The following is a 23,881-nucleotide window of genomic DNA, read 5'->3' on the forward strand; positions in this document are numbered from 1 at the left end:
GCGGTGCGAGCCGACCGCATCTTCGCGTACGGCGCCGCCGCCGGTCTGATCGGCGACCTGCTGCTCGGTGACCCCCGGCGGGGTCACCCCGTCGCCGCCTTCGGGCGTGCCGCGGCGGGGGCCGAGGGCCGTCTGTGGCGCGATCACCGTGGCTGGGGTGCCCTGCACGCGCTCGTCTGTGCCGGGGGTGCCACGGGCGCCGCCGCGCTGGCCGCCCGTGCCGTACGGGACCGTCCCGCCGCCGCCGTGGCGCTGACCGCCGCCGCCACCTGGTCCGTCGTCGGTGGCACCTCGCTGGGCCGCGAGGCGCGCGCCATCGGCGGGGCGCTGGCCGCCGGGGACGTCGAGCTGGCCCGGGAGCGGCTGCCGCATCTGTGCGGCCGTGATCCGCAGGCACTGGACGCGCAGCAGATCGCCCGCGCGGTGGTGGAGTCCGTCGCCGAGAACACGTCGGACGCCGTCGTGGGAGCCCTGGTGTGGGGTGCACTCGGCGGAGTGCCCGGACTGGTCGCCTTCCGGGCCGTCAACACGCTCGACGCCATGGTCGGGCACACGTCGCCCCGCTACCGGCGCTACGGCTGGGCATCCGCCCGGCTCGACGACGTCGCCGGCTGGCCCGGGGCCCGGCTCACCGCCGTGCTCGCCGTGGCCGCCGGGGGACGCCCTCGCGAGGCCGTCCGGGCCTGGCGGGCCGACGCGGGCCGGCATCCCAGCCCCAACGCGGGCCCGGTGGAGGCCTCGTTCGCGGGCGCGCTCGGCGTACGGCTCGGCGGCACCCTCGCGTACGGCGGGCGGGTCGAGCACCGGCCCGTGCTCAACGGCGGGGCCGGCCGGGACGTGCGGGTCACGGACATCGAACGCGCGGTGCGGCTGTCGCGCCGGGTGAGTGTGCTGGCCCTCGCCGTGTGTGCGGTGGGGCGGTCGGCCATGGGACGGAGAGGCGAATGAGCGGCGGGCTGCTGGTCGCGGGAACCACGTCGGACGCGGGCAAGAGCGTCGTCACGGCCGGGATCTGCCGGTGGTTGGTGCGCCAGGGGGTGAAGGTCGCACCGTTCAAGGCGCAGAACATGTCGCTGAACTCGTTCGTCACCCGGGAGGGCGCGGAGATCGGCCGGGCCCAGGCGATGCAGGCGCAGGCCGCCCGGGTGGAGCCGTCGGCGCTGATGAACCCGGTGCTGCTCAAGCCCGGCGGTGACCGGTCGAGCCAGGTCGTACTGATGGGAAAGCCGGTCGGCGAGATGAGTGCGCGCGGCTATCACGGAGGGCGCCAGGAGGCGCTGCTGGGGACGGTCGTTGACTGTCTGGAGCAGCTGCGGGGCACGTATGACGCCGTGATCTGCGAGGGGGCGGGCAGTCCGGCCGAGATCAATCTGCGGCGTACGGACATCGTGAACATGGGCATCGCCCGGGCCGCGCGCTTTCCCGTGCTGGTGGTCGGCGACATCGACCGGGGCGGTGTGTTCGCCTCGTTCTTCGGTACGACGGCGCTGCTGAGCCCCGAGGACCAGTCGCTGGTCGCCGGATATCTCGTCAACAAGTTCCGTGGTGACGTGTCTCTGCTGGAGCCCGGTCTCGACATGCTGCTCGGGCTCACGGGCCGGCGGACGTACGGGGTGCTGCCGTACGCCCACGGGCTGGGCATCGACGAGGAGGACGGGCTGCGGGTGTCGATGCGGGGCGCCGTACGGGAGTCGGTCGTGGCGCCGCCGCACGGTGAGGACGTGTTGCGGGTCGCGGTGTGCGCCGTACCGCTGATGTCGAACTTCACCGATGTGGACGCCCTGGCGGCCGAGCCGGGTGTGGTGGTGCGGTTCGTGGACCGGGCGGAGGAGCTCGCCGACGCCGACCTCGTGATCGTGCCCGGGACGCGGGGCACCGTGAAGGCGCTGGCGTGGCTGCGCGAGCGGGGACTCGCCGACGCGCTGCGGCGGCGGGCCGCCGAGGGGCGGCCGGTACTGGGGATCTGCGGCGGGTTCCAGGTGCTGGGTGAGCGCGTCGAGGACGACGTGGAGTCACGGGCCGGTCTGGTCGAGGGGCTCGGGCTGCTGCCGGTGCGGGTCCGCTTCGGCCGGGAGAAGGTCCTGGGGCGGCCCGTCGGGTCGGCGCTCGGGGAACCGGTGGAGGGTTACGAGATCCATCACGGGGTGGCCGAGGTGACGGGCGGCGAACCGTTCCTGGACGGGTGCCGGGTGGGTTCGGTCTGGGGGACGCACTGGCACGGGTCGCTGGAGAGCGACGCGTTCCGGCGGGCGTTCCTGGTCGAGGTCGCGCGGGCCGCGGGACGGCGGTTCGTCCCGGCGCCGGACACGAGCTTCGGGGCGCTGCGGGAGGAACAGCTGGACCGGCTGGGGGACCTGATCGAGGAGCACACCGACACGGACGCCTTGTGGCGGCTCATCGAGACCGGCGCGCCCGAGGGGCTGCCGTTCATCGCCCCGGGCGCGCCGGGGGCACCCGTTCCTGAGACAACCGGCGCGCTCGGTCATGCAGGTGTGATCGCTACAGAGGAGGCCTTGTGAACACGCCCTATCCCTTCACCGCCATCGTCGGGCAGGACGATCTGCGGCTCGGTCTCCTGCTCAACGCCGTCAGTCCCGCCGTCGGCGGGGTCCTGGTCCGGGGTGAGAAGGGCACCGCGAAGTCCACCGCCGTACGGGCGCTCGCCGCGCTCATGCCCGAGGTCGCGGTCGTGGCGGGGTGCCGCTTCTCGTGCGACCCCGGCGCGCCCGATCCGGCGTGTCCCGACGGCCCCCACGAGACGGGGACGGGCGTGTCGCGCCCGGCGCGGACCGTGGAGCTTCCGGTCGGCGCGTCGGAGGACCGGCTGGTCGGGGCTCTCGACATCGAACGGGCCCTCTCGGAGGGCGTGAAGGCCTTCGAGCCGGGGCTCCTCGCCGACGCCCATCGCGGGATCCTGTACGTCGACGAGGTCAACCTCCTCCATGACCACCTGGTGGACCTGCTGCTCGACGCGGCGGCCATGGGCGCCTCGTACGTCGAGCGCGAAGGCGTCTCCGTCCGTCACGCGGCACGCTTCCTTCTGGTCGGGACGATGAATCCGGAAGAGGGCGAGCTCCGGCCGCAGTTGCTGGACCGCTTCGGGCTGACCGTCGAGGTGGCCGCCTCGCGTGAGACGGACCTGCGCGTCGAGGTCGTACGGCGCAGGCTCGCCTACGACGACGATCCGGCCGCCTTCGCCGCACGGTGGGCCGACGAGGAGGCCGCGCTGCGTGAGCGGATCGTCGCCGCGCGCGCCCTGCTTCCCCGGGTGGTGCTCGGCGACGGCGTGCTGCGGCAGATCGCGGCGACGTGTGCGGCGTTCGAGGTCGACGGGATGCGGGCCGACATCGTCATGGCCCGCACCGCGACGGCGCTGGCCGCGTGGGCGGGCCGCGAGGAGGTCGTCGCGGACGACGTGCGGCAGGCCGCGCTCCTGGCACTCCCCCACCGTCGACGGCGCAATCCGTTCGACGCGCCCGGGCTGGACGAGGACAAGCTGGACGACGCCCTCCAGGACGCCGCGGACGAGAACGACGGGGGCGACGACGACCCGGACCCCGACGGACCCGGCGGCGGCGTGCCACCGCAGGGCGGCGGCCCCGACGACGGCGGTACGGACACGCCCGGCCCCGACGACGGGGGCACGGACACGCCCGGCCGTGACGAGGCGGGGAGCGGCGGAGCGCCCGCGCCGGGCGGCGGCGCCGGGGAACAGCAGCCGGTGCGGGCCGGCGAGCCGTTCCGCACGAAGATGCTGAGCGTGCCCGGCCTGGGCGAGGGCGCGGCCGGGCGGCGGTCCCGGGCGCGTACCGAGCACGGCCGGACCACCGGGTCGCGGCGGCCCGAGGGTGCGCTGACGAAGCTGCACCTGGCGGCGACCGTACAGGCGGCGGCGCCGCACCAGCGGGCGCGCGGGCGGTCGGGGCGAGGACTCGTCGTACGGCGTGACGATCTGCGGCAGGCGACCCGGGAGGGGCGCGAGGGCAATCTGGTGCTGTTCGTCGTGGACGCCTCCGGGTCGATGGCGGCCCGGCAGCGGATGGCCGCCGTCAAGGGCGCGGTGATGTCGCTGCTGCTGGACGCCTACCAGCGGCGTGACAAGGTCGGCCTGGTCACTTTCCGGGGCAAGGACGCCGAGGTGGCGCTGCCGCCCACCTCGTCGGTGGACGCGGCTGCCGCACGGCTGGAGTCGCTGCCGACCGGCGGTCGCACCCCGCTGGCCGCCGGACTGCTCAGGGCGCACGACGTGCTGCGGGTGGAGCGGCTGCGCGATCCGTCGCGCCGCCCGCTGCTCGTGGTGGTGACGGACGGCCGGGCGACCGGGGGCGTCGATCCGGTGGCGCTGGCGGCGCGGGCCGGGCGGCTGCACGCCTCCGAGGGGACCGCTTCCGTCGTCGTGGACTGCGAGTCGGGGTTCGTACGCCTCGGTCTCGCCGCACAGCTCGCACGGGATCTGGGGGGCAGCGCGGTCACGCTCGACGAGCTGCGCGCCGACTCGATCGCCGGGCTGGTCAAGGACATCACTGCTGCCGGGAGGGCCGCTTAATGCCACAGGGACAGCCGGTATCGGTACCGGACGACGGACTGACGACACGTCAGCGGCGTAACCGTCCGCTGCTGTTCGTCCACACGGGCATCGGCAAGGGCAAGTCGACGGCGGCCTTCGGGCTGGCGCTGCGGGCCTGGAACCAGGGGTGGCCGATCGGGGTGTTCCAGTTCGTGAAGTCGGCGAAGTGGAAGGTCGGCGAGGAGAACGCGCTGAAGGTGCTCGGGGCGAGCGGCGAGGGCGGCACCGTCGACTGGCACAAGATGGGCGAGGGCTGGTCGTGGGTCCAGCGGGGCATTCACGGTGACAACTCCGACAACGAGGAGAAGGCCCGCGAGGGCTGGGAGCAGGTCAAGCGTGACCTGACGGCGGAGACGTACAAGCTGTACGTGCTCGACGAGTTCGCCTACCCGATGCACTGGGGCTGGATCGACACCGACGAGGTCGTCGAGGTGATGCGGGACCGTCCGGGCACGCAGCACGTGGTGATCACGGGCCGGAACGCCCCGCAGAAGCTGATCGAGGCCGCCGACCTGGTGACCGACATGTCGAAGGTCAAGCACCCGATGGACGCCGGGCAGAAGGGCCAGAGAGGCATCGAGTGGTGAGTGTTCCTCGTCTGGTCATCGCCGCACCCGCCTCGGGCAGCGGCAAGACCACGGTCGCCACGGGCCTGATGGCGGCCTTCGCGGGGCGTGGCCTCGCCGTGTCCCCCCACAAGGTGGGGCCCGACTACATCGACCCGGGTTACCACGCGCTGGCCACCGGCCGCCCGGGGCGCAACCTCGACGCGTACATGTGCGGGCCCGGTCTCGTCTCCCCGCTGTTCGCGCACGGTGCGGCAGGCTGCGACCTGGCCGTCGTCGAAGGAGTGATGGGGCTGTACGACGGGGCCTCGGGGCAGGGTGAACTCGCCTCGACCGCCCAGGTGTCCAAGCTGCTGCGGGCTCCCGTCGTGCTGGTGGTCGACGCGTCCTCGCAGTCGCGTTCGGTCGCTGCCCTCGTGCACGGTTTCGCCTCCTGGGACCCGGAGGTGCGGATCGGCGGGGTGATCCTGAACAAGGTGGCCTCCGACCGACACGAGGCGCTGCTCCGGGAGGCGCTGGACGAGTCCGGGCTGCCGGTGCTCGGAGTGCTGCGGCGGGCGCCGCAGGTGGCGACGCCCTCGCGCCACCTGGGGCTCGTCCCGGTGGCCGAGCGGCAGGCCGACGCCCTCGACGCCGTACGGGCGATGGGTGAGCGGGTGCGGGAGGGCTGTGATCTGGACGCCCTGCTGGCGCTGGCCCGTTCGGCGCCCGCCCTGCCCGGCGAGGCGTGGGAGCCGGAGCACCACCCCGAGCCGGGAGCCCGGCCGGTGGTGGCCGTCGCGGGCGGCGCGGCGTTCACCTTCGCGTACGCGGAGCACGCCGAACTGCTGACGGCGGCGGGCGCGGAGGTGGTCGTCTTCGATCCGCTGCGCGACGAGAAGCTGCCCACGGGTACGGCGGGCCTGGTCATCGGCGGCGGCTTCCCCGAGGTGTACGCCCCGGAGCTGTCCGCGAACGAGCCGCTGCGCCGGGCGGTGACCGGACTGGCCCTGTCCGGTGCCCCGGTGGCGGCGGAGTGCGCGGGGCTGCTGTATCTGGCCCGTGAGCTGGACGGCCGGCCGATGTGCGGGGTGCTGGACGCCTCGGCCCGGATGTCCGAGCGGCTGACGCTCGGCTACCGGCAGGCGGTGGCGGTGTCCGACAGCGTGCTGGCCGTGGCCGGGACCCGGCTGCGCGGGCACGAGTTCCACCGGACGGTGCTGGAGCCCGGGGCCGGCGCGACACCCGCCTGGGGTCTGCACCAGCCGGAGCGGCGGGTGGAGGGCTTCGTGCAGGGGGGCGTTCACGCGAGTTATCTGCACACGCACTGGGCGGCGGAGCCCGGGGTGGCCCGGCGCTTCGTGGAGCAGTGCCGAAGATGACGTCACTCCGCTCCCGTGGAGGGGCGCCCTGGACGACGTCACTCCGCGATGCCGACCACCAGCCAGATGAAGCCCACCCCCGTGACCGTGCACAGCAGTGTGGAGCGGGCCGGGTGGTCGTGGTGCGCCTCGGGGAGGATCTCGGCGGCGGCGAGGTAGAGGAGCGCCCCGCCGAAGAAGCCGAGATAACAGCCGAGCAGTTCCTCCGGAAGGGTGAACAGCAGGGTGGTCGCCGCGCCCACGATCGGGGCCAGGGCGTCCGCGAACAGCATCAGGAGTGCCTTGCGGCGGGCGTTTCCGTAGAGGCTGGTGATCGTGTACGTGTTGAAGCCGTCGGCGAAGTCATGGGTGATGACGGCGAGCGCGACGGCGGCTCCCATTCCGCCGCCGATCTGGAACGCGGCGCCGAGCGCGATGCCGTCCATCAGGCTGTGGCCCACCATCGCGGCCGCCGCCGTCAGCCCGACCTGCGGCACCCGCTCCTCGCTCGCCCCGTGTGCCGCCTGGCGCACGGCCAGCGAACGCTCGACGAGATGCGCCGTCAGGAAGCCGCCCACGAACAGCAGCAGGGCCGCGGGGACGCCGAAGACCGGGCTGCCCGCGGCCTCCACCGCCTCGGGCAGCAGATCGAGACCGACGACGCCCAGCATCAGGCCGCCGGCGAAGCCGAGCACGAGGTGGCGGCGGTCGCTGACGCGCTGGGCGACCCAGCCGCCCACCAGGGTCATCAGGAACGCGCCGAGCGCGACGAATACCGCCATGGGCCCTTGCTAGCGGATTGAGCCCGTTTCCCGCACCTCACGTCCGCCTTGGCGTGTCCCCTGGTCCGAGTCCCCTACGTGTCCCGTCCTGTGTCCCCTGAAAGGACTTTCTGCCATGACCCGAGCCGGGCTCGTCGTCGGTGTCGGTGCCCGTCGCGGCGTCCTGGCCGAGGAGGTACTGGGACTGATCCGGAGGACGCTTCAGGAGGCCGGCCCGGAGGCCGGTGAAGTGGTCGAGCTGGCGACGCTCGACACGAAGGCGGACGAGCCGGGCATCCTCGGCGCCGCGGAGCGTCTGGGGGTGCCCGTGCGGTCGTACACGGCCGGGGCGCTGGCGGAGGTCTCCGTGCCGCATCCCTCGGCGGTGCCCCGTGAGGCGGTGGCCACCGGGTCGGTGGCGGAGGCCGCGGCGCTCGTGGACGCCGGTGAACTGCTGGTTCCGAAGCGCAAGTCGGCGTCCGTGACCTGTGCCGTGGCCCGCCGGAGCACTCCGGCCGACACCTCGGCATCGACGAATCGCTCCGAGCCGTTCACCATGGCTGCCATGCTGCCCCCCACGAAGCACATCGAGAGCGCCGGGCCCGACCTGCGGCACCACGGCGACGCGGAAGTACGCGGCCTGGACCTGACCGACCTCGCCGTCAACGTACGGACCGGCACACCCCCGGACTGGCTGCGGCAGCGGATAGCCGCGTCGCTGGGATCACTGGCCGCCTATCCGGACGGGCGGCCCGCCCGGACGGCGGTCGCCGGACGGCACGGGCTGCCTGAGGAAAGGGTGCTGCTCACGGCGGGCGCGGCCGAGGCGTTCGTGCTGATCGCGAGAGCGCTGCCCGCCCGGCGGCCGGTCGTCGTGCATCCGCAGTTCACCGAGCCCGAGGCCGCCCTGCGCGCGGCGGGTCACGAAGTCGGACGGGTGGTGCTGCGGCCGGAGGACGGCTTCCGGCTCGATCCTGCGGCGGTGCCGGAGGACGCGGACCTGGTGGTGGTCGGCAACCCGACCAACCCGACGTCCGTGCTGCACCCCGCGGGCGTGCTGGAGCAACTGGCGCGGCCCGGGCGGACGCTGGTGGTCGACGAGGCTTTCATGGACGCCGTGCCGGGTGAGCGTGAGGCGCTGTGCGGGCGTACGGACGTCCCCGGTCTTGTGGTGCTGCGGAGCCTCACCAAGACCTGGGGGCTGGCGGGGCTGCGCATCGGTTACGTACTGGCCGACCCGGCGACCGTCTCGGTGCTGCAGGAGGCGCAGCCGCTGTGGCCGGTGTCCTCCCCCGCGCTGGCGGCGGCCGAGGCGTGCATGGAGCCGCGTGCGCTCGTCGAAGCGGCGGACGCGGCGGACCGGATCGCGGTGGACCGGGCTCATCTGCTGGCCGGGCTCGCGGAGTTCAGCGAGGTACGGGTGGTGGAGCCGGCCGCCGGGCCGTTCGTGCTGCTGCGGCTGGAGCGGGCGGACGAGGTCCGGCAGTTGCTGCGCTCGCGCGGCTTCGCGGCGCGGCGCGGGGACACGTTTCCCGGGCTGGGCAGCGAGTGGCTGCGACTGGCCGTACGCGACCGTGTGACGACCAACAGGTTCCTGCAGGCGTTCGACCTGGCCCTGCAGGGGCTGCCCCGGAGAGCCGTCGGCTGACGGCCCCCCGGGATTGGTGATCAGCCTCGGGCACGCCTGCGGGCGATGACCGTGGCGCCGGCGCCGGCCGCCAGCAGGACGGCGGCGCCGCCGGCGATGTACGGGGTGGAGGAGCTGGATCCGGTCTCGGCGAGGTCGCCGGTGCCGGAGGCCTCGACCGGGTCGGAGCCGGTCTGGGGCTTCACGTCGACGGGCTCCTCCTGGCCGCCGGAGTCGCCGGAGCCACCGGTCTCACCGGAGCCGCCCGTGTCGCCGGAGCCGCTGTCTCCGCCCGTCGATCCACCGTTGCCGGAACCGCCGTCGTCCGAGCCGCCGCCCTGGGGCGTCTCGCACGTCGCTTCGGCCAGCGTGACCTCGCCCTCCACCGCGGCGACGCCCAGGTCCAGCGGGTCCACCGACACCCGCAGCTGGAGCGCCGTCGCGGCCGCCGTCCGCGAGGTCGTCGCGGTCTTCGACAGGTCGAGCGTCACGTCACCGACGCCCGGCACCTCGACCTTCGTCGTACCGCCCGAGGTGAGTGTGGTCTTCTTCCCGAGCACCGTCACGTGCCCGAGCACGTTCGACTCCGCGACCGGCTTGTGGCCCACCTCGCACACCGCCTTGGAGGTGACCTTCTGGACCTCGATCAGCGAGAGCAGCGGCAGCCCCGGTACGTGCACCCGCGCCTCGGCGAGGTTGGTGTACCCCTCTGCCTTGTGCTTGTCCACCGTGGCGTTCGCCGTGGCCACATCGGCCTTCAGCACATGGATGGGACGGCCCTGCTCGGCGCCGTCGAGCTCCACGCTGAGCGCGGTCTTCTCCGCGCTCGCCGGAGCGTGGACCTCGTTGAGCGTGGCCTCGAGCGGCACCTGGACCGACTTGTTCAGGAGCGAGACGTCGAGCCCGGCACGGAGCACGACCGCGCTGGCCTTTCCGTGGCCGGAGGCGGGAGTCGCCGGGGTCGTCGCGGTGGCTGCGTGCGCGGGGACGGCGACGAGCAGAGCGACGGGAGCGGCGGCGATCGCCAGGGCGGCCGAACGGAAGGTGTTGCTGTTCAAGATGGTGGAACCCCCACAAGAGACATGGAGCCACCGGCGCCGTCCAATGGGGGACATCGCGGGCACCGGTGGCCTCGACTCCGTGAATCTTTACGCACAGAGGGTGAACTGGTGGACACCTTCCGCCAGTTCACTCCAAAGAGGGGTTTTCGTGTGCGCATTCGATTCCACCGGCACAGGAGTTCCTCGGAATCACCCGTTTCACTGCGTGTCCGGCCCGTAAGATCGGCGCCCGGACGGCGTGCCGAGATGCTTCAACGAGACAGCGGTCCCGGAGTCACCGCCGGTCAACCCGGCGCCCACCGGGAGGTCAACCGGCGGTCAGCCCCTCACCCGTCCGTTGAGCACCACCCTCCGCGGGGACGCCAGCACCCGTACGTCCGCCCTCGGGTCCTCGTCGTACATCACCAGGTCCGCCGGGGCGCCCTCCTCGAGCACCGGCCGGCCGAGCCACCGCCGCGCGCCCCAGGCCGTCGCGGAGAGCGCGTCGAGGGGCGGGATGCCCGCCTTCACCAGTTCGGCGACCTCCTCCGCGATCAGACCGTGGGCCAGCGACCCGCCCGCGTCCGTACCGGTGAAGACGGGGATCCCCGCGTCGTACGCCGCGCGCACGGTGTCGTACCGGGCGTCGTGGAGCCGCCGCATATGGGCGGACCAGCGGGGGAACCTGGCCTCGCCACCTGCCGCGAGGGCGGGGAACGTGGCGATGTTGACCAGGGTCGGGACGATCGCCACGCCGCGCTCCGCGAACAGCGGAATGGTGTCCTCGGTCAGCCCCGTGGCGTGCTCGACGCAGTCGATCCCGGCCTCCACCAGGTCCCGCAGCGCGTCCTCGGCGAAGCAGTGGGCGGTGACCCGGGCGCCGAGCCGGTGCGCCTCGGCGATCGCTGCCTCGACCTCGCCGCGCGGCCAGCAGGCGGTCAGGTCCCCGGCGTCCCGGTCGATCCAGTCGCCCACCAGCTTCACCCAGCCGTCGCCGCGCCGCGCCTCCTGGGCAACGTAGGCGACGAGGTCGCCGGGCTCGATCTCATGGGCGAAGCCTCGGATGTAACGACGGGTCCTGGCGATGTGCCGGCCCGCCCTGATGATCTTCGGCAGATCCTCGCGTTCGTCCGTCCACCGGGTGTCGGAGGGCGATCCGGCATCCCGGATGAGCAGCGTGCCGGCCTCCCGGTCGGTGAGGGCCTGCTTCTCACTGGTCGCCGCGTCGACGGGGCCCTGGTGGCCGAGCCCGACGTGGCAGTGCGCGTCGACGAGGCCGGGCAGCACCCATCCGCTGAGCGTCACCGCGTCGTCCGCGCCCGGCGGCCTCTCGTAGGTGATCCGCCCGTCGACCGCCCAGAGTCCGTCCCTCACCTCGTCGGGTCCGACGAGCACCCGCCCCTTGATCCGCAGCACCGGCGCCACCTCGTGATCACTCATGGGCAGCACTGTACGAGGCGCTCCACCGAGGAGGCAGAGAGGCGCTTAGTACCCTCGACGCAGGCGCTGACCGCGCACCGGCCGACCCGAAGAGAGCACCACCGTGACACATCCGTTCCTCGACCTCGCCCCGCTCACCGCCGCACACTTCGCAGCGATCGAGCGGCGGGTGGCCGGCCTCCTCGCCACCGAGCAGGACGTCGTCATCATGCAGGGCGAGGCGCTGCTGCCCCTCGAAGGCTGTATCCGGGGCGGCGCGCGGCCCGGTTCGACCGCGCTGAACGTGGTCACCGGGCCGTACGGCCAGACCTTCGGCAACTGGCTGCGCGACTGCGGCGCCGAGGTCGTCGACCTCACGGTGCCGTTCCACTCGGCGGTCACCGCCGCGCAGGTCGAGCGGGCACTGGCCGAGCACCCCGAGATCGACTTCGTGTCGCTCGTGCACGCGGAGGCGGCGACCGGCAACACCAACCCGGTCGCGGAGATCGGCGAGGTGGTCCGGGCGCACGGCGCGCTGTTCATGGTGGACGCCGTCGCGTCGGTGGGCGCGGAGCCGCTGCTGGTGGACGCCTGGGGCGTGGACCTGTGCGTCATCGGCGCCCAGAAGGCCATGGGCGGTCCGGCCGGGGTGTCCGCGGTGTCGGTGAGCGCGCGGGCGTGGGAGCGGATGGCCGCCAACCCGCAGGCCCCGCGCCAGTCGTACCTCTCCTTGCTGGACTGGAAGGCCCGCTGGATCGACGGGGGCCGCCAGGCGCTGCCGCACGCGCCCGCCCAGCTGGAGATGCTGGCGCTCGACGCGTGCCTGGAGCGGATCGAGGCGGACGGCCCGGACACCGTCATGGCGCGGCACGCGTCGGCGGCCGCGGCGACCCGGGCGGGTGCCGCGGCGCTCGGTGGCGGGCTGGAGCCGTACGTCCACGACGCCCGTGACGCGGCACCGGTCGCCACGACGCTGCGGACACCGGCGGGTGTCGACGCCGCCGCGCTCGTCGGCCGGGCGCTCGCGGCCGACCCGTCGCTGCCGCTGATCGCGGGCGGCGGGGCACTGTCCAAGGAGATGATCCGGGTCAATCACTACGGCGTGGACGCGACGCGGGACGCGGTGCTGTCCTCACTGACCGCCCTGGGCGCGGCCCTGGCCGAGGCGGGCCGGGAGACCGATGTGGATGCTGCCCGCGAAGCCGTCGTGGAAACCTGGCCCCACAGCTGAATTAACTGCGGCCCGACGCGGGACGACTTATTCGGCGCCCCATCAGTGCCATTGAGCGCCATTCAGCGACCCCATCAGCATTCCCTCATCCTCCAGCCGAAGCAAGAAAAGGGGAGCTGCTTTATCAGAGCAGCTCCCCACATTCTTCTTCCCTCGTTCCCCATGCCTAAACACCCCAGTTTCCGCTGGGCTGATCCACGTAATCCGAACAAGTATCACTGGAGTTACAGCGATGTGACCGACCCCACACCATGTTCGTTATCGACCGATAAATCCTGGACATATATGGGCATTCTTCCGTCCGACCGAGCCCGGCCCGCGCCCGCGTGATAACACGAAAGGTCCACTCACCCAACCCCTCGCGACGATGCAATTTTGATTTTTGCTGGGTAAATTCAATTCGCATGACCGCCGCACCAGCAGATTTTGCACGTGCCCGAAGCGAATTCCTCAGAATCGACACCCCGCGAGTGGAGGACGGAGCCGCGATCTGGCGCATCGCCCGCGACTCCGAGGTCCTGGACCTCAACTCCTCGTACAGCTACCTGCTGTGGTGCCGTGACTTCGCAGCGACCTCCGTGGTCGCCCGCGACGAGAACGGCGACCCGATCGCCTTCGTGACCGGCTACATCCGCCCCGACCGCCCCGAGACGCTCGTCGTCTGGCAGGTGGCCGTCGACCGGGCTCACCGTGGCAAGGGGCTGGCGGCGACGCTGCTGGACGCACTGACCACCCGCGTCGCCTCCGAGCAGGGCCTGGCATCGGTCGAGACGACCGTCACTCCGGACAACACCGCCTCCGACCGGCTCTTCACGTCGTTCGCGCAGCGCCACGACGCGCCACTGGAGCGCGAGGTGCTCTTCGACGGTGCGCTGTTCCCCGAGGGAACGCACCTGCCGGAAGTGCTCTACCGCATCGGTCCGTTCTAGGGCCTTCAGCGCCCCCGCGCCCCGCCCGGGCGCGGCTTCCCGGGCATGCCTGACCCGCCGCCCGTCACACCCCCCTCGAGCAGGAGATCAGCTGTGACCATCACCCCGCCCGCCCTGAGTGTCTTCGAGACCCTGGAATCGGAAGTACGGAGCTACTGCCGCGGTTGGCCCGCAGTCTTCGACCGCGCGCAGGGCGCCCGGCTCACCGACGAGGACGGACACTCGTACCTCGACTTCTTCGCCGGTGCCGGATCTCTCAACTACGGCCACAACAACCCGGTGCTGAAACGCGCGCTGATCGACTACATCGAGCGCGACGGCATCACCCACGGCCTGGACATGGCCACGACGGCCAAACGGGCCTTCCTCGAAACCTTCGAGAACGTGATCCTGCGTCCTCGTGACCTGCCCTACAAGGTGATGTTCCCCGGCCCGACCGGCACGAACGCCGTCGAGGCCGCGCTGAAGCTCGCCCGCAAGGTCAAGGGCCGCGAGTCCGTCGTCTCGTTCACCAACGCCTTCCACGGCATGTCGCTCGGTTCGCTCGCCGTGACCGGCAACGCCTTCAAACGGGCCGGCGCCGGCATCCCGCTGGTGCACGGCACCCCGATGCCGTTCGACAACTACTTCGACGGCACGGTTCCCGACTTCATCTGGTTCGAGCGGCTCCTGGAGGACCAGGGTTCCGGCCTGAACAAGCCCGCCGCCGTGATCGTGGAGACCGTGCAGGGCGAGGGCGGCATCAACGTCGCCCGCGTCGAGTGGCTCCGCGCGCTGCAGGAGCTCTGCCACCGCCAGGACATGCTCCTGATCGTCGACGACATCCAGATGGGCTGTGGCCGCACCGGCGGTTTCTTCTCCTTCGAGGAGGCCGGCATCGTCCCGGACATCGTCACGCTGTCGAAGTCCATCAGCGGCTACGGCCTGCCGATGTCGCTCTGCCTCTTCAAGGGCGAGCTGGACATCTGGGAGCCGGGCGAGCACAACGGCACGTTCCGTGGCAACAACCCGGCCTTCGTCACCGCCGCCGCCACGCTCGACGCCTACTGGGCCGACGGCCAGATGGAGAAGCAGACGCTGGCCCGCGGCGAGCAGGTCGAGCAGACGATGCTGGCGATCTGCGGCGAGGAGCCGACCGCGCAGTTCCGCGGCCGTGGCCTGGTCTGGGGCCTGGAGTTCACCGACCCCGCGCGTGCCTCCGCCGTCTGCGCACGCGCCTTCGAGCTGGGCCTGCTGCTGGAGACCTCCGGCCCGCAGTCCGAGGTCGTGAAGCTGCTGCCGCCGCTGACCATCACCCCCGATGAACTGGACGAGGGCCTGCGCACGCTGGCCCGCTCCGTCCGCGAGACCGCCTGAGCGGGGTCACACCCCGCGCAGGCACCACAGAGCAGGACAGAAGAGAAAGGCACCATCCCACCGTGATCGTCCGATCTTTCAGTGACATCGAGAACACCGACCGGCACATCAAGTCCGCTTCAGGCACCTGGGAGAGCAAGCGCATCGTGCTCGCCAAGGAAAAGGTGGGCTTCTCGCTCCACGAGACCGTGCTGTACGCGGGCACGGAGACGTCGATGTGGTACGCGAACCACATCGAGGCCGTTCTGTGCACCGAGGGCGAGGCCGAGCTCACCAACGACGAGACCGGCGAGAAGCACTGGATCTCCCCCGGGACGATGTACCTGCTGAACGGGCACGAGCACCACACGCTGCGGCCGAAGACCGACTTCCGCTGCGTGTGCGTCTTCAATCCTCCTGTCACCGGACGGGAGGACCATGACGAGAACGGTGTGTACCCGCTGCTGACAGAGGAGGGCTGAACCATGACCACCGATGTACGCGCCGACCTGTACCCCTCGCGCGGCGCCGCCGAGATGACCACTCCCCGCCAGGACCCGGTCATCTGGTCCGCGCCGGGCGCGCCCGGTCCGGTCGCCGCGAAGGACCTCCAGTCCTTCGAGCACGACGGCTTCCTCGCCATCGACCAGCTCATCACTCCGGACGAGGTGGCTGGTTACCACGCCGAGCTGGACCGGCTGATCGCCGACCCGGCGGTGCGCGCCGACGAGCGCTCGATCATCGAACCGCAGTCGCAGAGCGTGCGGTCCGTGTTCGAGGTCCACAAGCTCAGCGAGGTCTTCGCGAACCTGGTCCGGGACGAGCGTGTGGTGGGCCGTGCCCGCCAGATCCTCGGTTCCGACGTGTACGTCCACCAGTCACGGATCAACGTGAAACCGGGCTTCGGCGCCTCGGGCTTCTACTGGCACTCGGACTTCGAGACCTGGCACGCCGAGGACGGTCTGCCGAACATGCGGACCGTGTCCGTCTCGATCGCGCTGACCGAGAACTACGACACCAACGGCGGGCTGATGATCATGCCCGGTTCGCACAAGTCGTTCCTCGGCTGCGCGGGTGAGACGCCGAAGGACAACTACAAGAAGTCCCTGCAGATGCAGGACGCCGGCACCCCGTCCGACGAGGCGCTGACGAAGATGGCCGACCGGCACGGCATCAAGCTCTTCACGGGCAAGGCCGGTTCGGCGACCTGGTTCGACTGCAACGCGATGCACGGGTCGGGGGACAACATCACCCCGTACGCGCGCAGCAACGTCTTCATCGTGTTCAACAGCGTGGAGAACACGGCGCAGGAGCCCTTCGCGGCTCCGATCCGCCGGCCCGACTTCATCGGGGCACGCGACTTCACCCCGGTGAAGTAGGGACGTATGACGGCCAGGTGGGGCGGGACGCATCGCGCGTCCCGCCCCGCCCGCGTCCCGGCTGTCAGCGCGGAGGGAGCCGGCCTCCGGCGCCGGGGGCAGCGCATGGACCCGGGCGGGAGCAGCCGCTGCTCCACGGAGAGCGCCCTCGGCCGCGCTCGGGGCCGTCCCACTACGGTCTGTTCCAACTGTGATCAGCGTCATCTTTGTGAACCACATGAGCGTGGGAACCTCCCTGCGCCCGAATGCCCTCAAGGAAGACAGATGGACGCGGGGACCATGACCACGCTTCCACGGGCAACAACGGGAAGGGACATTCATGAAACTGGCAGTCAGAAGCGCGGCATTAGGAGCAGTCCTCGCCGCCACCGCCGTACTGGCGGCTCCGGGATCCGCATCGGCTGCTGACCCCAAAGACGGGGTCGTAGGCTGCTCGGCAGGCAAAGTCTGCCTCTTCGACGGCCACAGCCTCACCGGGAGCGTCCTGCAGCTCGACGCGGTGGACCACCGCAACATCGGCCCGGCGTGGAACGATCGGGCCGGCTCGCTGTGGAACCGCACCGACAAGCACGTGTGCGTGTGGACCGACGAGAACTTCCGCGGCGAGAACTGGATCATCGAGCCGGGTAAGACGCAGGAGCTGTATTTCGCCTACGACAACTCGGTGACCAGCATCGAGGTCCATTACGGCTTCGGCTGCGGCGGCTGAGCCGACGGTTGGCCGATCCCGCCATCTGCCCTCTCCGAGGGGCGGATGGCGGGATGTGGCCGGACATGACCCCAAAGGCCGGCGAGAACGGCAGGCCACCGCCGCCCGGCGCCCAGGCACCTGCCGATCTGTCTGATCGAGGTCCATGACCACGGTCATGTCACCGTGGTCAAAGGTTCGGAGACACGATGCGCGGCCTCCAGGTGCAGCCGGAGCCTGACCCGCTCGTCCGTCGCCCTGGACGGGTCGCCCTGCTCGTCGGCCAGCTTCCCGGCGCACGCGAGCCGGTCGCACGCGTGGCACCAGGGCACGGGCTCCGGGGCCTTCAGGGGGAACGCGGAGACCGGGTCGCCATCCTGGCCGCTCACAGGAAACGCCCTTCGCTGCGGGCGTTGCATCGCGCGTTCTCCGCGCGGAGGCGCTCTATGGGCGTCGCGAGGCGTACGTACGCCGGATCTACCTCCCACTCGGCACCGCCCTGGGCCGGGCGCAGAGACCAGTAGGGACCGGCGACTCCTCGGAACTCACCCACCCTGTCGTCACGGATGGTGTCCACGACGAGGGTGCCACGGGGCGGTGGGTCTGGGGGCTCCTGCCCACACCGAAGACCCCGGGTTCCAGGCATATGCGACTCCTCTCTGTAGCCAATTCGCTACGGGGAGGCTTCACCGTGCCCTAGAGTCGACACGTCTTCAACTGGTGGAAGCCGAAGGAAGAGTTTTGGGAGGCGCTGTTGAACCGCAAGGAACTCGATCCCGCTGCCTCGGCATCTGCGGCATTCGGAGAACGACTTCGCAGGCTGAGGGAGGCCCGTGGATGGACGCAGGATGAGCTGGCCCGGCAGACGGGCTACTCCGGCGCACATGTCTCGGCCGTCGAAACTGATCGCAAACCTCCGACTCTTCGTTTCGCGCAGAGAGCCGACAAGGTGCTCGGTACCGGTGAGACGCTTGAGCAACTGTGCCGATCCGTGCGGGGCGGCGCCTTGCTGGAGGGGTTCCCGGAGTACGTCGGGTGTGAGGGCCGGGCGACGGAGATCCGTCTGTTCGAGATCGGAATCATCCCGGGGCTCCTTCAAACGCCGGCATATGCGGGAGCGTTGGCCGACGGCGAAGTCCAGCGCGGCGCCATCACTGTCGAACAGGCACAGGAACGGGTGCAGACTGTTGCGAAGCGGCAAGCGACTCTTGTCCGCCCGGTATCACCGCTCGTGCTGGCAGTGCTGGATGAGAGCTGCATCCGCCGGCCGATCGGCGATCCAGCCGCTTGGGACGACCAGTTGGTCAGGCTCCTCGACTTCGCCGAGCTGCCGAACACCGTGCTCCAGGTCGCGCCGTACAGCATGGGAGCACGTCGTCCGTTCAATCTCCCTCTCTACGTCCTGACCATGCCGGACCGCTCACTCATGTCTTATGCCGAGTCCGCTCAACGAGGCCAACTCGAGCGTGAAACCACCTTCGTGTTGCCCATATTGACGGCCTACCATCAGCTGCAGGGCGAGTCGATGCCCCAGGCGGCATCCGTAGCCATGATCAACCAGATACGAAAGGGCACCCTGTGACGACCGAAACCCCCCGTTGGATCAAGTCCTCCTACAGCTCGAACGGCGGCGCCTGCGTCGAGGTCGCCGAAAACTTCGCCGTCCCGCACAACGTGGTCCCCGTCCGCGACTCCAAGAACCCGGGCGGCCCGGTCCTGGACCTGCCCGCCGCCTCCTTCGCCGCCTTCGTGACGGGCGTCAAGTCCGGCGCGTTCGGCTCCGTCTGACCGGCGCCCTTCCGGGCTGCCACGAAGCCGTTGTTAGGCTCCCACTGCCGATCATGATCGTGATCGTGCACGCGGTGGAGCAGTGGGGGCGTTGTGCGAGCGATATACGGGACGACGGCGATCACACTGACGTCTCTGCTGGCCGGGGTCGCGCTCGTCGGGTGCGGGGGCGGTGATGACGAGCGCGCGCAGAAGTCGGCGGATGGGATGCTCGACGAGCCAACGCCAGGATGGGCGATGAGCAGTTCCATGGGCTGACGGTCGAGATCATCGGGCCCCTCCAAATGCCCGGAAGCCCGCTGTGTGCCGAACCTTCGACCTGGGCTTCCGACACACGCCCTGGCAGGCTCGGCGTCCGCGACCGGCCTGCGAAGCACGGGCTGGAGCCGCTCAACTCGCTGGACCTCGGCGCGGGTCAGCGTGGACAGTGGCGCCCATGACTTCGCTCGTACAGCACATCACCATCGACTGCGCCGATGCCTACGAACTGGCCCTCTTCTGGGCCGAGGTGCTCGGCTCGCCGGTGTCCGACGACGACGCGCCCGGCGATCCCGAGGCGCTCGTGGAGGCATCGGGGGCGGCGCTGCTCTTCGTCACGGTGCCCGAACCCAAGCGCGCCAAGAACCGGGTCCATCTGGACGTCCGTCCCGAGGACCGCACCCGCGACGAGGAGGTCGAGCGGCTGCTCGCCCTCGGCGCCACGCTGGTCGCCGACCACCGCAAGCCGAACGGGCGGGGCTGGGCGACCCTGGCGGATCCTGAGGGCAACGAGTTCTGCGTGGAGTGCAGTGCGCGCGAACGCGCCGCGCTGACGGGAGCCCGGCTGCCCGTCACCGCCGACGACGTCACGCTGGCGGTGCGGCTGGCGGTCGACGCCCTCGCGGCGTCCACGGCGGACAACTGGCGTATGCCGGCGGGGACGTTGAAGTGGGACTGCTGGGAGACGGTGGAGCATCTGAGCGACGACCTCTTCGCGTACGCCGTCCAGCTGGGTGGGCGCAGGCCTCCGCAGGACCGTGAGGTGCCGTACCGGTACGCGCCCGACCGCGAGGGTGGCCCCGGGAACTCGATCTTCGCGAACCCGGAGGCGGGAACGTCCGGGCTGCTCCAGACCCTGGAGTCGAGTAGCGCCCTCCTGACGGCGATGGTGCGTACGACCCCTTCGGACGTCCGCTCCCACCACGTGTTCGGGCTCTCCGACCCGGAGGGTTTCGCCGCGATGGGCATCGTGGAGACCCTGGTGCACACCTACGACGTCGCCGCCGGGCTGTCGCTCTCCTGGGCCCCGCCCCAGGACCTCTGCGACCGGGTGCTGGCCCGGCTCTTCCCCGACGCCCCGGACGACGCCGACCGGTGGACCGTCCTGCTCTGGTCCACCGGCCGCGCCGAACTGCCGGGCCGCGACCGGGTCACCTCGTGGAAGTGGCACGGTGCGCCGCTGGACCGGTGAACCGGCCACGGGGCCCGGGACGCCTACCTGTGCGAGAACCAGGCCGCCGCCGGGAGCAGCTTCCCGTCATAGTCGAACACCGCCTGGTTCTCCCACGCGTTGCCCGACGACGGGTCGGCCGGGTCCCAGCCGCTGCCGGTGACGGCGGTCCAGGCCGGCTCCCAGTAGACGGCGCCGAGTCCCCGGCCGTTCGGGACGGCCTCGACGACGTTCATGACGTCCCGGAGGTTCGCCGCCTGGCCGGCCGGGGTCGCCGGGTAGCCGGTGACCAGCTGGTCGGCGGTGGCCACGTTGTTCTCCAGGCCGTCGTCGTCGGCGAGCGTATGGGCGTAGGCGGTCTCGGCGACCAGCACCGGCTTTCCGTAGCGGGAGGCGGCGTCGTCGAGGTTGGTCTGGAGCTCGGACAGCGATCCGTGCCAGTAGCCGTAGTAGGAGAGGGCGATGACGTCGAAGGGCACCTTCTGCGCCACGGCGTTGTCGAACCACCAGCGGGTTCCCTCGTTGTCGCCGCCCTCGGCGAGGTGCAGCGCCACCTTCGTGCCGGAGGAGACCGCCTTCGCGGCGTTCGCTCCGGAGGTGAGGAGGCCGGCGAGCTGGGACCAGTTGTCGGTGGAGCCCTCGGGCCAGAGCATTCCGGCGTTGGTCTCGTTGCCGATCTGCACCATGTCGGCCGTGGTGCCCTGGGCCTTCAGGGCGTTCAGCACGTCGTACGTGTGGTCGTAGACGTCCGTACGGAGCTGGGTGTAGCTGTGCCCGGCCCAGGCGGCGGGCTTGATCTGCTTGCCGGGGTCGGCCCAGGCGTCGGAGTAGTGGAAGTCGATGAGGGTCTTCATGCCGAGGGTCTTGGCGCGCTTGGCCATGGCCAGGACGTGGGCCTTGTCGTTGTAGCCGTCGGCCGGGTTCACCCAGACCTTGAGGCGTACGTAGTTCATCCCGGAGCTCTTGAGGATGCTCATGGCGTCCCCGGCCCTGCCGTTCGCGTCGCGGTACCTCGCGCCGTACGCCTCGTTCTTCGGGAGGGTGGAGAGGTCACCGCCCCTGACGCTCAGTCCGGTGCTTCCCGGGGTGAAGGTGAGGTCGTCGAAGTTGGCCCACTCCCCCGCGTGCGCGTCGGAGTTGAGGCTGATGGTGCAGGCGCCGCCGGTCACCTTGACGGAGGTGACGAGCCGGACCCAGGCGCCGTTCGCCGTCGGCGGCAGGTCGGTGCGCTGCTCGGCGCCGCCGCAGTTACGCAGGGCGATGTAGGCGGAGTTCTGGCCGCCGCCGGAGCGCACCCAGGCGCTGAGGGTGTACGTGCCGTCGGTGAGGCCGCTCAGGTACTGGTAGGTCTCGACCTTGTACGCCGAGGCCGACCAGTGGCTGAGCCGGGTGCTGCCGCCGTGGCCGCCGGCCTCGGTGAAGGAGGCGGCGTTCTGCCCGCCGGCCGAGTACGTCGACCAGCCGGTCGCACCCGATTCGAATCCGGTGTTGACCGGGGTGGTGGCCGCGTGGGCGGCCTGGGCGGGCAGGGCGGCGAACACGAGGCCGGACAGTGCGGCCACCGCTCCGGCCGCCTTCGCGCGGGTGTGCGTCGTTCCGTACATCGTCGATGTCCCTTCGACAGTTGTGCGGGCTAACGGATGGGCGCCTCAGCCGTCGAGGCGTACGACGCGGACCTCGCCCGCCGGAACGGCGAGCTTGTCCACGGCGGGCTCGCCGGTGAGGAGTTCGGTGCCGGAGGCGTCCAGTGCCACTCCGGCGTCGGCGTCGCTGTGGTTGATCACGAAGAGGAAGGTGCCGGTGTCGCCGGTGCGGCGTACGACCTCGACGTCGTGGGGCAGGCTCGTGCGCGGCTCGATGCGGGCGTCGGCGGCGGCGCGGTCCAGGACGGCGTCCAGGTCGGGGCCGGAGAGCCGGGTGGAGATGTACCAGGCGGCGCCCTCGCCGAGCTGGTTGCGGGTGACGGCGGGCCGGCCGGCCGGGATGCCGTCGGCGTACGACCAGACGGTCTCGGCGCCGCGCGGGATCACCACGTCCGACCAGAGGTCACCGGTCAGGTCAGCGCCCTCGGGGGCGCCCTCGGGGGTGATCAGGCGGACGGTGCCGCCCACGGCGAGCGGGGCGAACTCCTCGACGGTCAGGCCGAGTACGTCCCGGAACGCGCCGGGGTAGGCACCGGGGTGCACGGCGTCGTCGGTGTCGACGATGCCGGAGAAGTACGAGACGACGAGGGTGCCGCCGTTCTCGACGTAGCGGCGCAGATTGCGGCCGGTCTCCTCGGTGGCGAGGTAGAGGGCGGGGACGACGACCAGGGGGTACGCGGACAGGTCGGCGTCGGGGTGGGCGAAGTCGACGGTGAGGTGGCGGTCGTAGAGCGAGGCGTAGAACGTGTCGGCGCGCTCACGGGCGTCGTGCTCCTCGCTCGGGCGCCACTCCAGGCTCTGTGCCCACCAGGACTGCCAGTCCCAGAGCATCGCCACGTCGGCGACGGTCCGGGTGCCCCGGATGCCCTCCAGCAGGCCGAGTCCGGCGCCGAGCGCGCTCACCTCGCGCCAGATCCGCGAGTCGGTGCCGGCGTGCGGGACCATCGCGGAGTGGAACTTCTCGGCGCCGCGCCGGGACTGCCGCCACTGGAAGAACATCGCGCCCTCGGAGCCTCGGGCGACGTGGGCGAGGCTGTTGCGGGCCATCTCGCCGGGGCGCTTGGCGGGGTTGCGGGGCTGCCAGTTGACGCCGCTGGTGGAGTGTTCCAGCAGCAGCCAGGGGGCACCGCCCGCGACCGAGCGGGTGAGGTCGGCGGCCATGGCGAGGTTGACGTGGGTGCGGCGGCCGTCGGTGATCAGGTAGTGGTCGTTGGAGACGATGTCGACCTCGCGGCCCCAGGCCCAGTAGTCGACGGACTCGCACTGGCTGAGGGCGGTCATGAAGTTGGTGGTGACGGGGATGCCGGGGGCGAGCCGGTGCAGGATGTCGCGTTCGGCGGTGAAGTTCTCCCGCATGGTGGCGTCGGCGAAACGGGCGTAGTCCAGCTGCTGGGCGGGATTGCCGACGGTCGGGGTGGTGCGGGGCGGGTCGATGTCGTCGAGGCTTCGGTAGCGCTGGCCCCAGAAGGCGGTGCCCCACGCCTCGTTGACCGCGTCGGCCGAGCCGTGCCGGGCCTCGAGCCAGCGGCGGAAGTGCGCGCCGCAGCTGTCGCAGTAACAGGCGCTGACGGGAACGCCGTACTCGTTGTGGACGTGCCACATCGCGAGGGCGGGGTGGGTCGCGTACCGGCGGGCGAGCTGCTCGGTGATGTTCGCCGCCGCCGCGCGGTAGGGGGCGGAGCTGTGGCAGATGGCGCCGCGTGATCCGAAGGCGTAGCGGACACCCTCGCGGCTGACGGGGAGGGCTTCGGGGTGGGCGCGGTAGAACCAGGCGGGCGGGGCGACGGTGGGGGTGCCGAGGTCGGCGCGGATGCCGTTGACGTGCAGCAGGTCCAGCAGGCGGTCGAGCCAGCCGAAGTCGTAGGTGCCCGGCTCGGGTTCCAGCAGCGCCCAGGAGAAGATCCCGACGCTGACCATGGTCACGCCGGCTTCCCGCATCAGGCGTACGTCCTCGTGCCAGACCTCTTCGGGCCACTGCTCGGGGTTGTAGTCGCCGCCGAAGGCCAGCTTGTGCAGGCCGGCCGGGTAGGCGGCGGATTCTGAGTGCGGCATGGACAGCTCCTGGCTCTTCGGGACAACTTCTGGGAACGTGCACACACACTCTCGGCGGCGCAGAGCCAACATAACCGCACAGCAACA

Annotated in this window: 22 protein-coding genes; 15 read left to right on the top strand and 7 right to left on the bottom strand. The window is 71.3% G+C overall.

Annotation, left to right across the window (positions count from 1 at the left end):
- Positions 1 to 3: 3 nt before the first annotated feature.
- The 5 genes from ACFYQ5_RS30200 to ACFYQ5_RS30220 are packed head-to-tail and all read left to right on the top strand — an operon-like array spanning position 4 to position 6,494.
- On the top strand, positions 4 to 948 hold the full coding sequence (locus tag ACFYQ5_RS30200; protein ID WP_389202108.1) for a cobalamin biosynthesis protein: 945 nt from the start codon (positions 4 to 6) through the stop codon (positions 946 to 948).
- A complete protein-coding gene (locus ACFYQ5_RS30205; protein WP_389202110.1) occupies positions 945 to 2,519 on the top strand; it encodes a cobyric acid synthase in 1,575 nt (524 codons plus the stop codon). Before ACFYQ5_RS30200 ends, ACFYQ5_RS30205 begins: the two co-directional genes overlap by 4 nt.
- Positions 2,516 to 4,546 (top strand): putative cobaltochelatase, encoded by a 2,031-nt coding sequence (locus tag ACFYQ5_RS30210; protein ID WP_389202112.1) that lies wholly within the window; start codon positions 2,516 to 2,518, stop codon positions 4,544 to 4,546. The genes ACFYQ5_RS30205 and ACFYQ5_RS30210 overlap by 4 nt, the downstream gene beginning before the upstream one ends.
- Complete coding sequence (gene cobO / locus ACFYQ5_RS30215) at positions 4,546 to 5,154, top strand: cob(I)yrinic acid a,c-diamide adenosyltransferase (RefSeq protein ID WP_389202113.1); 609 nt, start codon at positions 4,546 to 4,548, stop codon at positions 5,152 to 5,154. Before ACFYQ5_RS30210 ends, cobO begins: the two co-directional genes overlap by 1 nt.
- On the top strand, positions 5,148 to 6,494 hold the full coding sequence (locus ACFYQ5_RS30220; protein ID WP_389202114.1) for a cobyrinate a,c-diamide synthase: 1,347 nt from the start codon (positions 5,148 to 5,150) through the stop codon (positions 6,492 to 6,494). The genes cobO and ACFYQ5_RS30220 overlap by 7 nt, the downstream gene beginning before the upstream one ends.
- Before the next feature lie 38 nt (positions 6,495 to 6,532).
- Here ACFYQ5_RS30220 and ACFYQ5_RS30225 read toward each other — a convergent pair whose 3' ends face one another.
- Positions 6,533 to 7,255, bottom strand: coding sequence for a ZIP family metal transporter (locus ACFYQ5_RS30225; protein WP_389202116.1), 723 nt, complete (start codon positions 7,253 to 7,255; stop codon positions 6,533 to 6,535).
- Between the two features lie 115 nt (positions 7,256 to 7,370).
- Between ACFYQ5_RS30225 and cobC the strand changes: the two genes are divergently transcribed.
- Positions 7,371 to 8,882, top strand: coding sequence for an Rv2231c family pyridoxal phosphate-dependent protein CobC (cobC, locus tag ACFYQ5_RS30230; RefSeq protein WP_389202118.1), 1,512 nt, complete (start codon positions 7,371 to 7,373; stop codon positions 8,880 to 8,882).
- 20 nt (positions 8,883 to 8,902) lie between these two features.
- Here cobC and ACFYQ5_RS30235 read toward each other — a convergent pair whose 3' ends face one another.
- Together ACFYQ5_RS30235 and ACFYQ5_RS30240 are read right to left on the bottom strand one after the other, a co-directional pair.
- Positions 8,903 to 9,919, bottom strand: a complete 1,017-nt coding sequence (locus ACFYQ5_RS30235) for an SCO1860 family LAETG-anchored protein (protein ID WP_389202120.1) — start codon at positions 9,917 to 9,919, stop codon at positions 8,903 to 8,905.
- Positions 9,920 to 10,240: 321 nt separating this feature from the next.
- Positions 10,241 to 11,341, bottom strand: a complete 1,101-nt coding sequence (locus ACFYQ5_RS30240) for an amidohydrolase family protein (RefSeq protein WP_389202123.1) — start codon at positions 11,339 to 11,341, stop codon at positions 10,241 to 10,243.
- Positions 11,342 to 11,444: 103 nt separating this feature from the next.
- Here ACFYQ5_RS30240 and ACFYQ5_RS30245 point away from each other — a divergent pair, with 103 nt between their 5' ends.
- The 6 genes from ACFYQ5_RS30245 (at position 11,445) to ACFYQ5_RS30270 (ending at position 16,903) form a co-directional block, all read left to right on the top strand.
- Positions 11,445 to 12,551, top strand: coding sequence for a pyridoxal-phosphate-dependent aminotransferase family protein (locus ACFYQ5_RS30245; protein WP_389202124.1), 1,107 nt, complete (start codon positions 11,445 to 11,447; stop codon positions 12,549 to 12,551).
- 404 nt (positions 12,552 to 12,955) lie between these two features.
- Entirely contained in the window at positions 12,956 to 13,480 is a 525-nt protein-coding gene (gene ectA, locus ACFYQ5_RS30250; RefSeq protein WP_389202126.1) for a diaminobutyrate acetyltransferase, read from the top strand.
- A gap of 93 nt (positions 13,481 to 13,573) precedes the next feature.
- Positions 13,574 to 14,836, top strand: coding sequence for a diaminobutyrate--2-oxoglutarate transaminase (gene ectB, locus ACFYQ5_RS30255; protein WP_389202127.1), 1,263 nt, complete (start codon positions 13,574 to 13,576; stop codon positions 14,834 to 14,836).
- Between the two features lie 62 nt (positions 14,837 to 14,898).
- Entirely contained in the window at positions 14,899 to 15,297 is a 399-nt protein-coding gene (locus tag ACFYQ5_RS30260) for an ectoine synthase (RefSeq protein ID WP_099176037.1), read from the top strand.
- Between the two features lie 3 nt (positions 15,298 to 15,300).
- Positions 15,301 to 16,194: an ectoine hydroxylase gene (gene thpD, locus ACFYQ5_RS30265; RefSeq protein WP_389202129.1), complete on the top strand. Its 894-nt coding sequence runs from the start codon at positions 15,301 to 15,303 to the stop codon at positions 16,192 to 16,194.
- A 319-nt stretch (positions 16,195 to 16,513) separates the two neighbouring features.
- Positions 16,514 to 16,903 (top strand): peptidase inhibitor family I36 protein, encoded by a 390-nt coding sequence (locus tag ACFYQ5_RS30270; protein ID WP_389202130.1) that lies wholly within the window; start codon positions 16,514 to 16,516, stop codon positions 16,901 to 16,903.
- Positions 16,904 to 17,058: 155 nt separating this feature from the next.
- On the opposite strand, the gene ACFYQ5_RS30275 is transcribed toward ACFYQ5_RS30270, so the two are convergent.
- Both ACFYQ5_RS30275 and ACFYQ5_RS30280 read right to left on the bottom strand, forming a co-directional pair.
- Positions 17,059 to 17,271 (bottom strand): hypothetical protein, encoded by a 213-nt coding sequence (locus tag ACFYQ5_RS30275; protein ID WP_389202132.1) that lies wholly within the window; start codon positions 17,269 to 17,271, stop codon positions 17,059 to 17,061.
- Entirely contained in the window at positions 17,268 to 17,528 is a 261-nt protein-coding gene (locus ACFYQ5_RS30280) for a hypothetical protein (protein WP_389202133.1), read from the bottom strand. Before ACFYQ5_RS30280 ends, ACFYQ5_RS30275 begins: the two co-directional genes overlap by 4 nt.
- A gap of 105 nt (positions 17,529 to 17,633) precedes the next feature.
- Between ACFYQ5_RS30280 and ACFYQ5_RS30285 the strand changes: the two genes are divergently transcribed.
- The 3 genes from ACFYQ5_RS30285 to ACFYQ5_RS30295 all read left to right on the top strand — a co-directional run bounded on the left by ACFYQ5_RS30285 (position 17,634) and on the right by ACFYQ5_RS30295 (position 20,120).
- Positions 17,634 to 18,464 carry a helix-turn-helix transcriptional regulator gene (locus ACFYQ5_RS30285; RefSeq protein WP_389202229.1) on the top strand — a complete coding sequence of 277 codons (831 nt, stop codon included), beginning with the start codon at positions 17,634 to 17,636 and terminating at the stop codon, positions 18,462 to 18,464.
- A complete protein-coding gene (locus ACFYQ5_RS30290; RefSeq protein ID WP_389202135.1) occupies positions 18,461 to 18,670 on the top strand; it encodes a DUF397 domain-containing protein in 210 nt (69 codons plus the stop codon). Before ACFYQ5_RS30285 ends, ACFYQ5_RS30290 begins: the two co-directional genes overlap by 4 nt.
- Positions 18,671 to 19,106: 436 nt before the next feature.
- Positions 19,107 to 20,120: a VOC family protein gene (locus tag ACFYQ5_RS30295; RefSeq protein ID WP_389202137.1), complete on the top strand. Its 1,014-nt coding sequence runs from the start codon at positions 19,107 to 19,109 to the stop codon at positions 20,118 to 20,120.
- 23 nt (positions 20,121 to 20,143) lie between these two features.
- On the opposite strand, the gene ACFYQ5_RS30300 is transcribed toward ACFYQ5_RS30295, so the two are convergent.
- A complete protein-coding gene (locus tag ACFYQ5_RS30300) occupies positions 20,144 to 21,703 on the bottom strand; it encodes an arabinogalactan endo-beta-1,4-galactanase (protein WP_389202138.1) in 1,560 nt (519 codons plus the stop codon).
- Positions 21,704 to 21,748: 45 nt separating this feature from the next.
- Positions 21,749 to 23,794 (bottom strand): beta-galactosidase, encoded by a 2,046-nt coding sequence (locus tag ACFYQ5_RS30305; RefSeq protein WP_389202140.1) that lies wholly within the window; start codon positions 23,792 to 23,794, stop codon positions 21,749 to 21,751.
- Between the last annotated feature and the right edge of the window lie 87 nt (positions 23,795 to 23,881).

Source organism: Streptomyces sp. NPDC005794, assembly GCF_042871445.1.
In the GTDB taxonomy this organism is placed as follows: Bacteria; Actinomycetota; Actinomycetes; order Streptomycetales; family Streptomycetaceae; genus Streptomyces.

What these genes read in the sequence shown, in the direction of transcription:
- ACFYQ5_RS30305 (WP_389202140.1), bottom strand. Translation starts at nt 23,794, where the DNA reads ATGCCGCACTCAGAATCCGCCGCCTACCCGGCCGGCCTGCACAAGCTG.
- ACFYQ5_RS30225 (WP_389202116.1), bottom strand. Translation starts at nt 7,255, where the DNA reads ATGGCGGTATTCGTCGCGCTCGGCGCGTTCCTGATGACCCTGGTGGGC.
- ACFYQ5_RS30270 (WP_389202130.1), top strand. Translation starts at nt 16,514, where the DNA reads ATGAAACTGGCAGTCAGAAGCGCGGCATTAGGAGCAGTCCTCGCCGCC.
- ACFYQ5_RS30300 (WP_389202138.1), bottom strand. Translation starts at nt 21,703, where the DNA reads ATGTACGGAACGACGCACACCCGCGCGAAGGCGGCCGGAGCGGTGGCC.
- ACFYQ5_RS30205 (WP_389202110.1), top strand. Translation starts at nt 945, where the DNA reads ATGAGCGGCGGGCTGCTGGTCGCGGGAACCACGTCGGACGCGGGCAAG.
- thpD (WP_389202129.1), top strand. Translation starts at nt 15,301, where the DNA reads ATGACCACCGATGTACGCGCCGACCTGTACCCCTCGCGCGGCGCCGCC.
- ACFYQ5_RS30295 (WP_389202137.1), top strand. Translation starts at nt 19,107, where the DNA reads ATGACTTCGCTCGTACAGCACATCACCATCGACTGCGCCGATGCCTAC.
- cobC (WP_389202118.1), top strand. Translation starts at nt 7,371, where the DNA reads ATGACCCGAGCCGGGCTCGTCGTCGGTGTCGGTGCCCGTCGCGGCGTC.
- ectA (WP_389202126.1), top strand. Translation starts at nt 12,956, where the DNA reads ATGACCGCCGCACCAGCAGATTTTGCACGTGCCCGAAGCGAATTCCTC.
- ACFYQ5_RS30280 (WP_389202133.1), bottom strand. Translation starts at nt 17,528, where the DNA reads ATGCCTGGAACCCGGGGTCTTCGGTGTGGGCAGGAGCCCCCAGACCCA.
- ACFYQ5_RS30240 (WP_389202123.1), bottom strand. Translation starts at nt 11,341, where the DNA reads ATGAGTGATCACGAGGTGGCGCCGGTGCTGCGGATCAAGGGGCGGGTG.
- cobO (WP_389202113.1), top strand. Translation starts at nt 4,546, where the DNA reads ATGCCACAGGGACAGCCGGTATCGGTACCGGACGACGGACTGACGACA.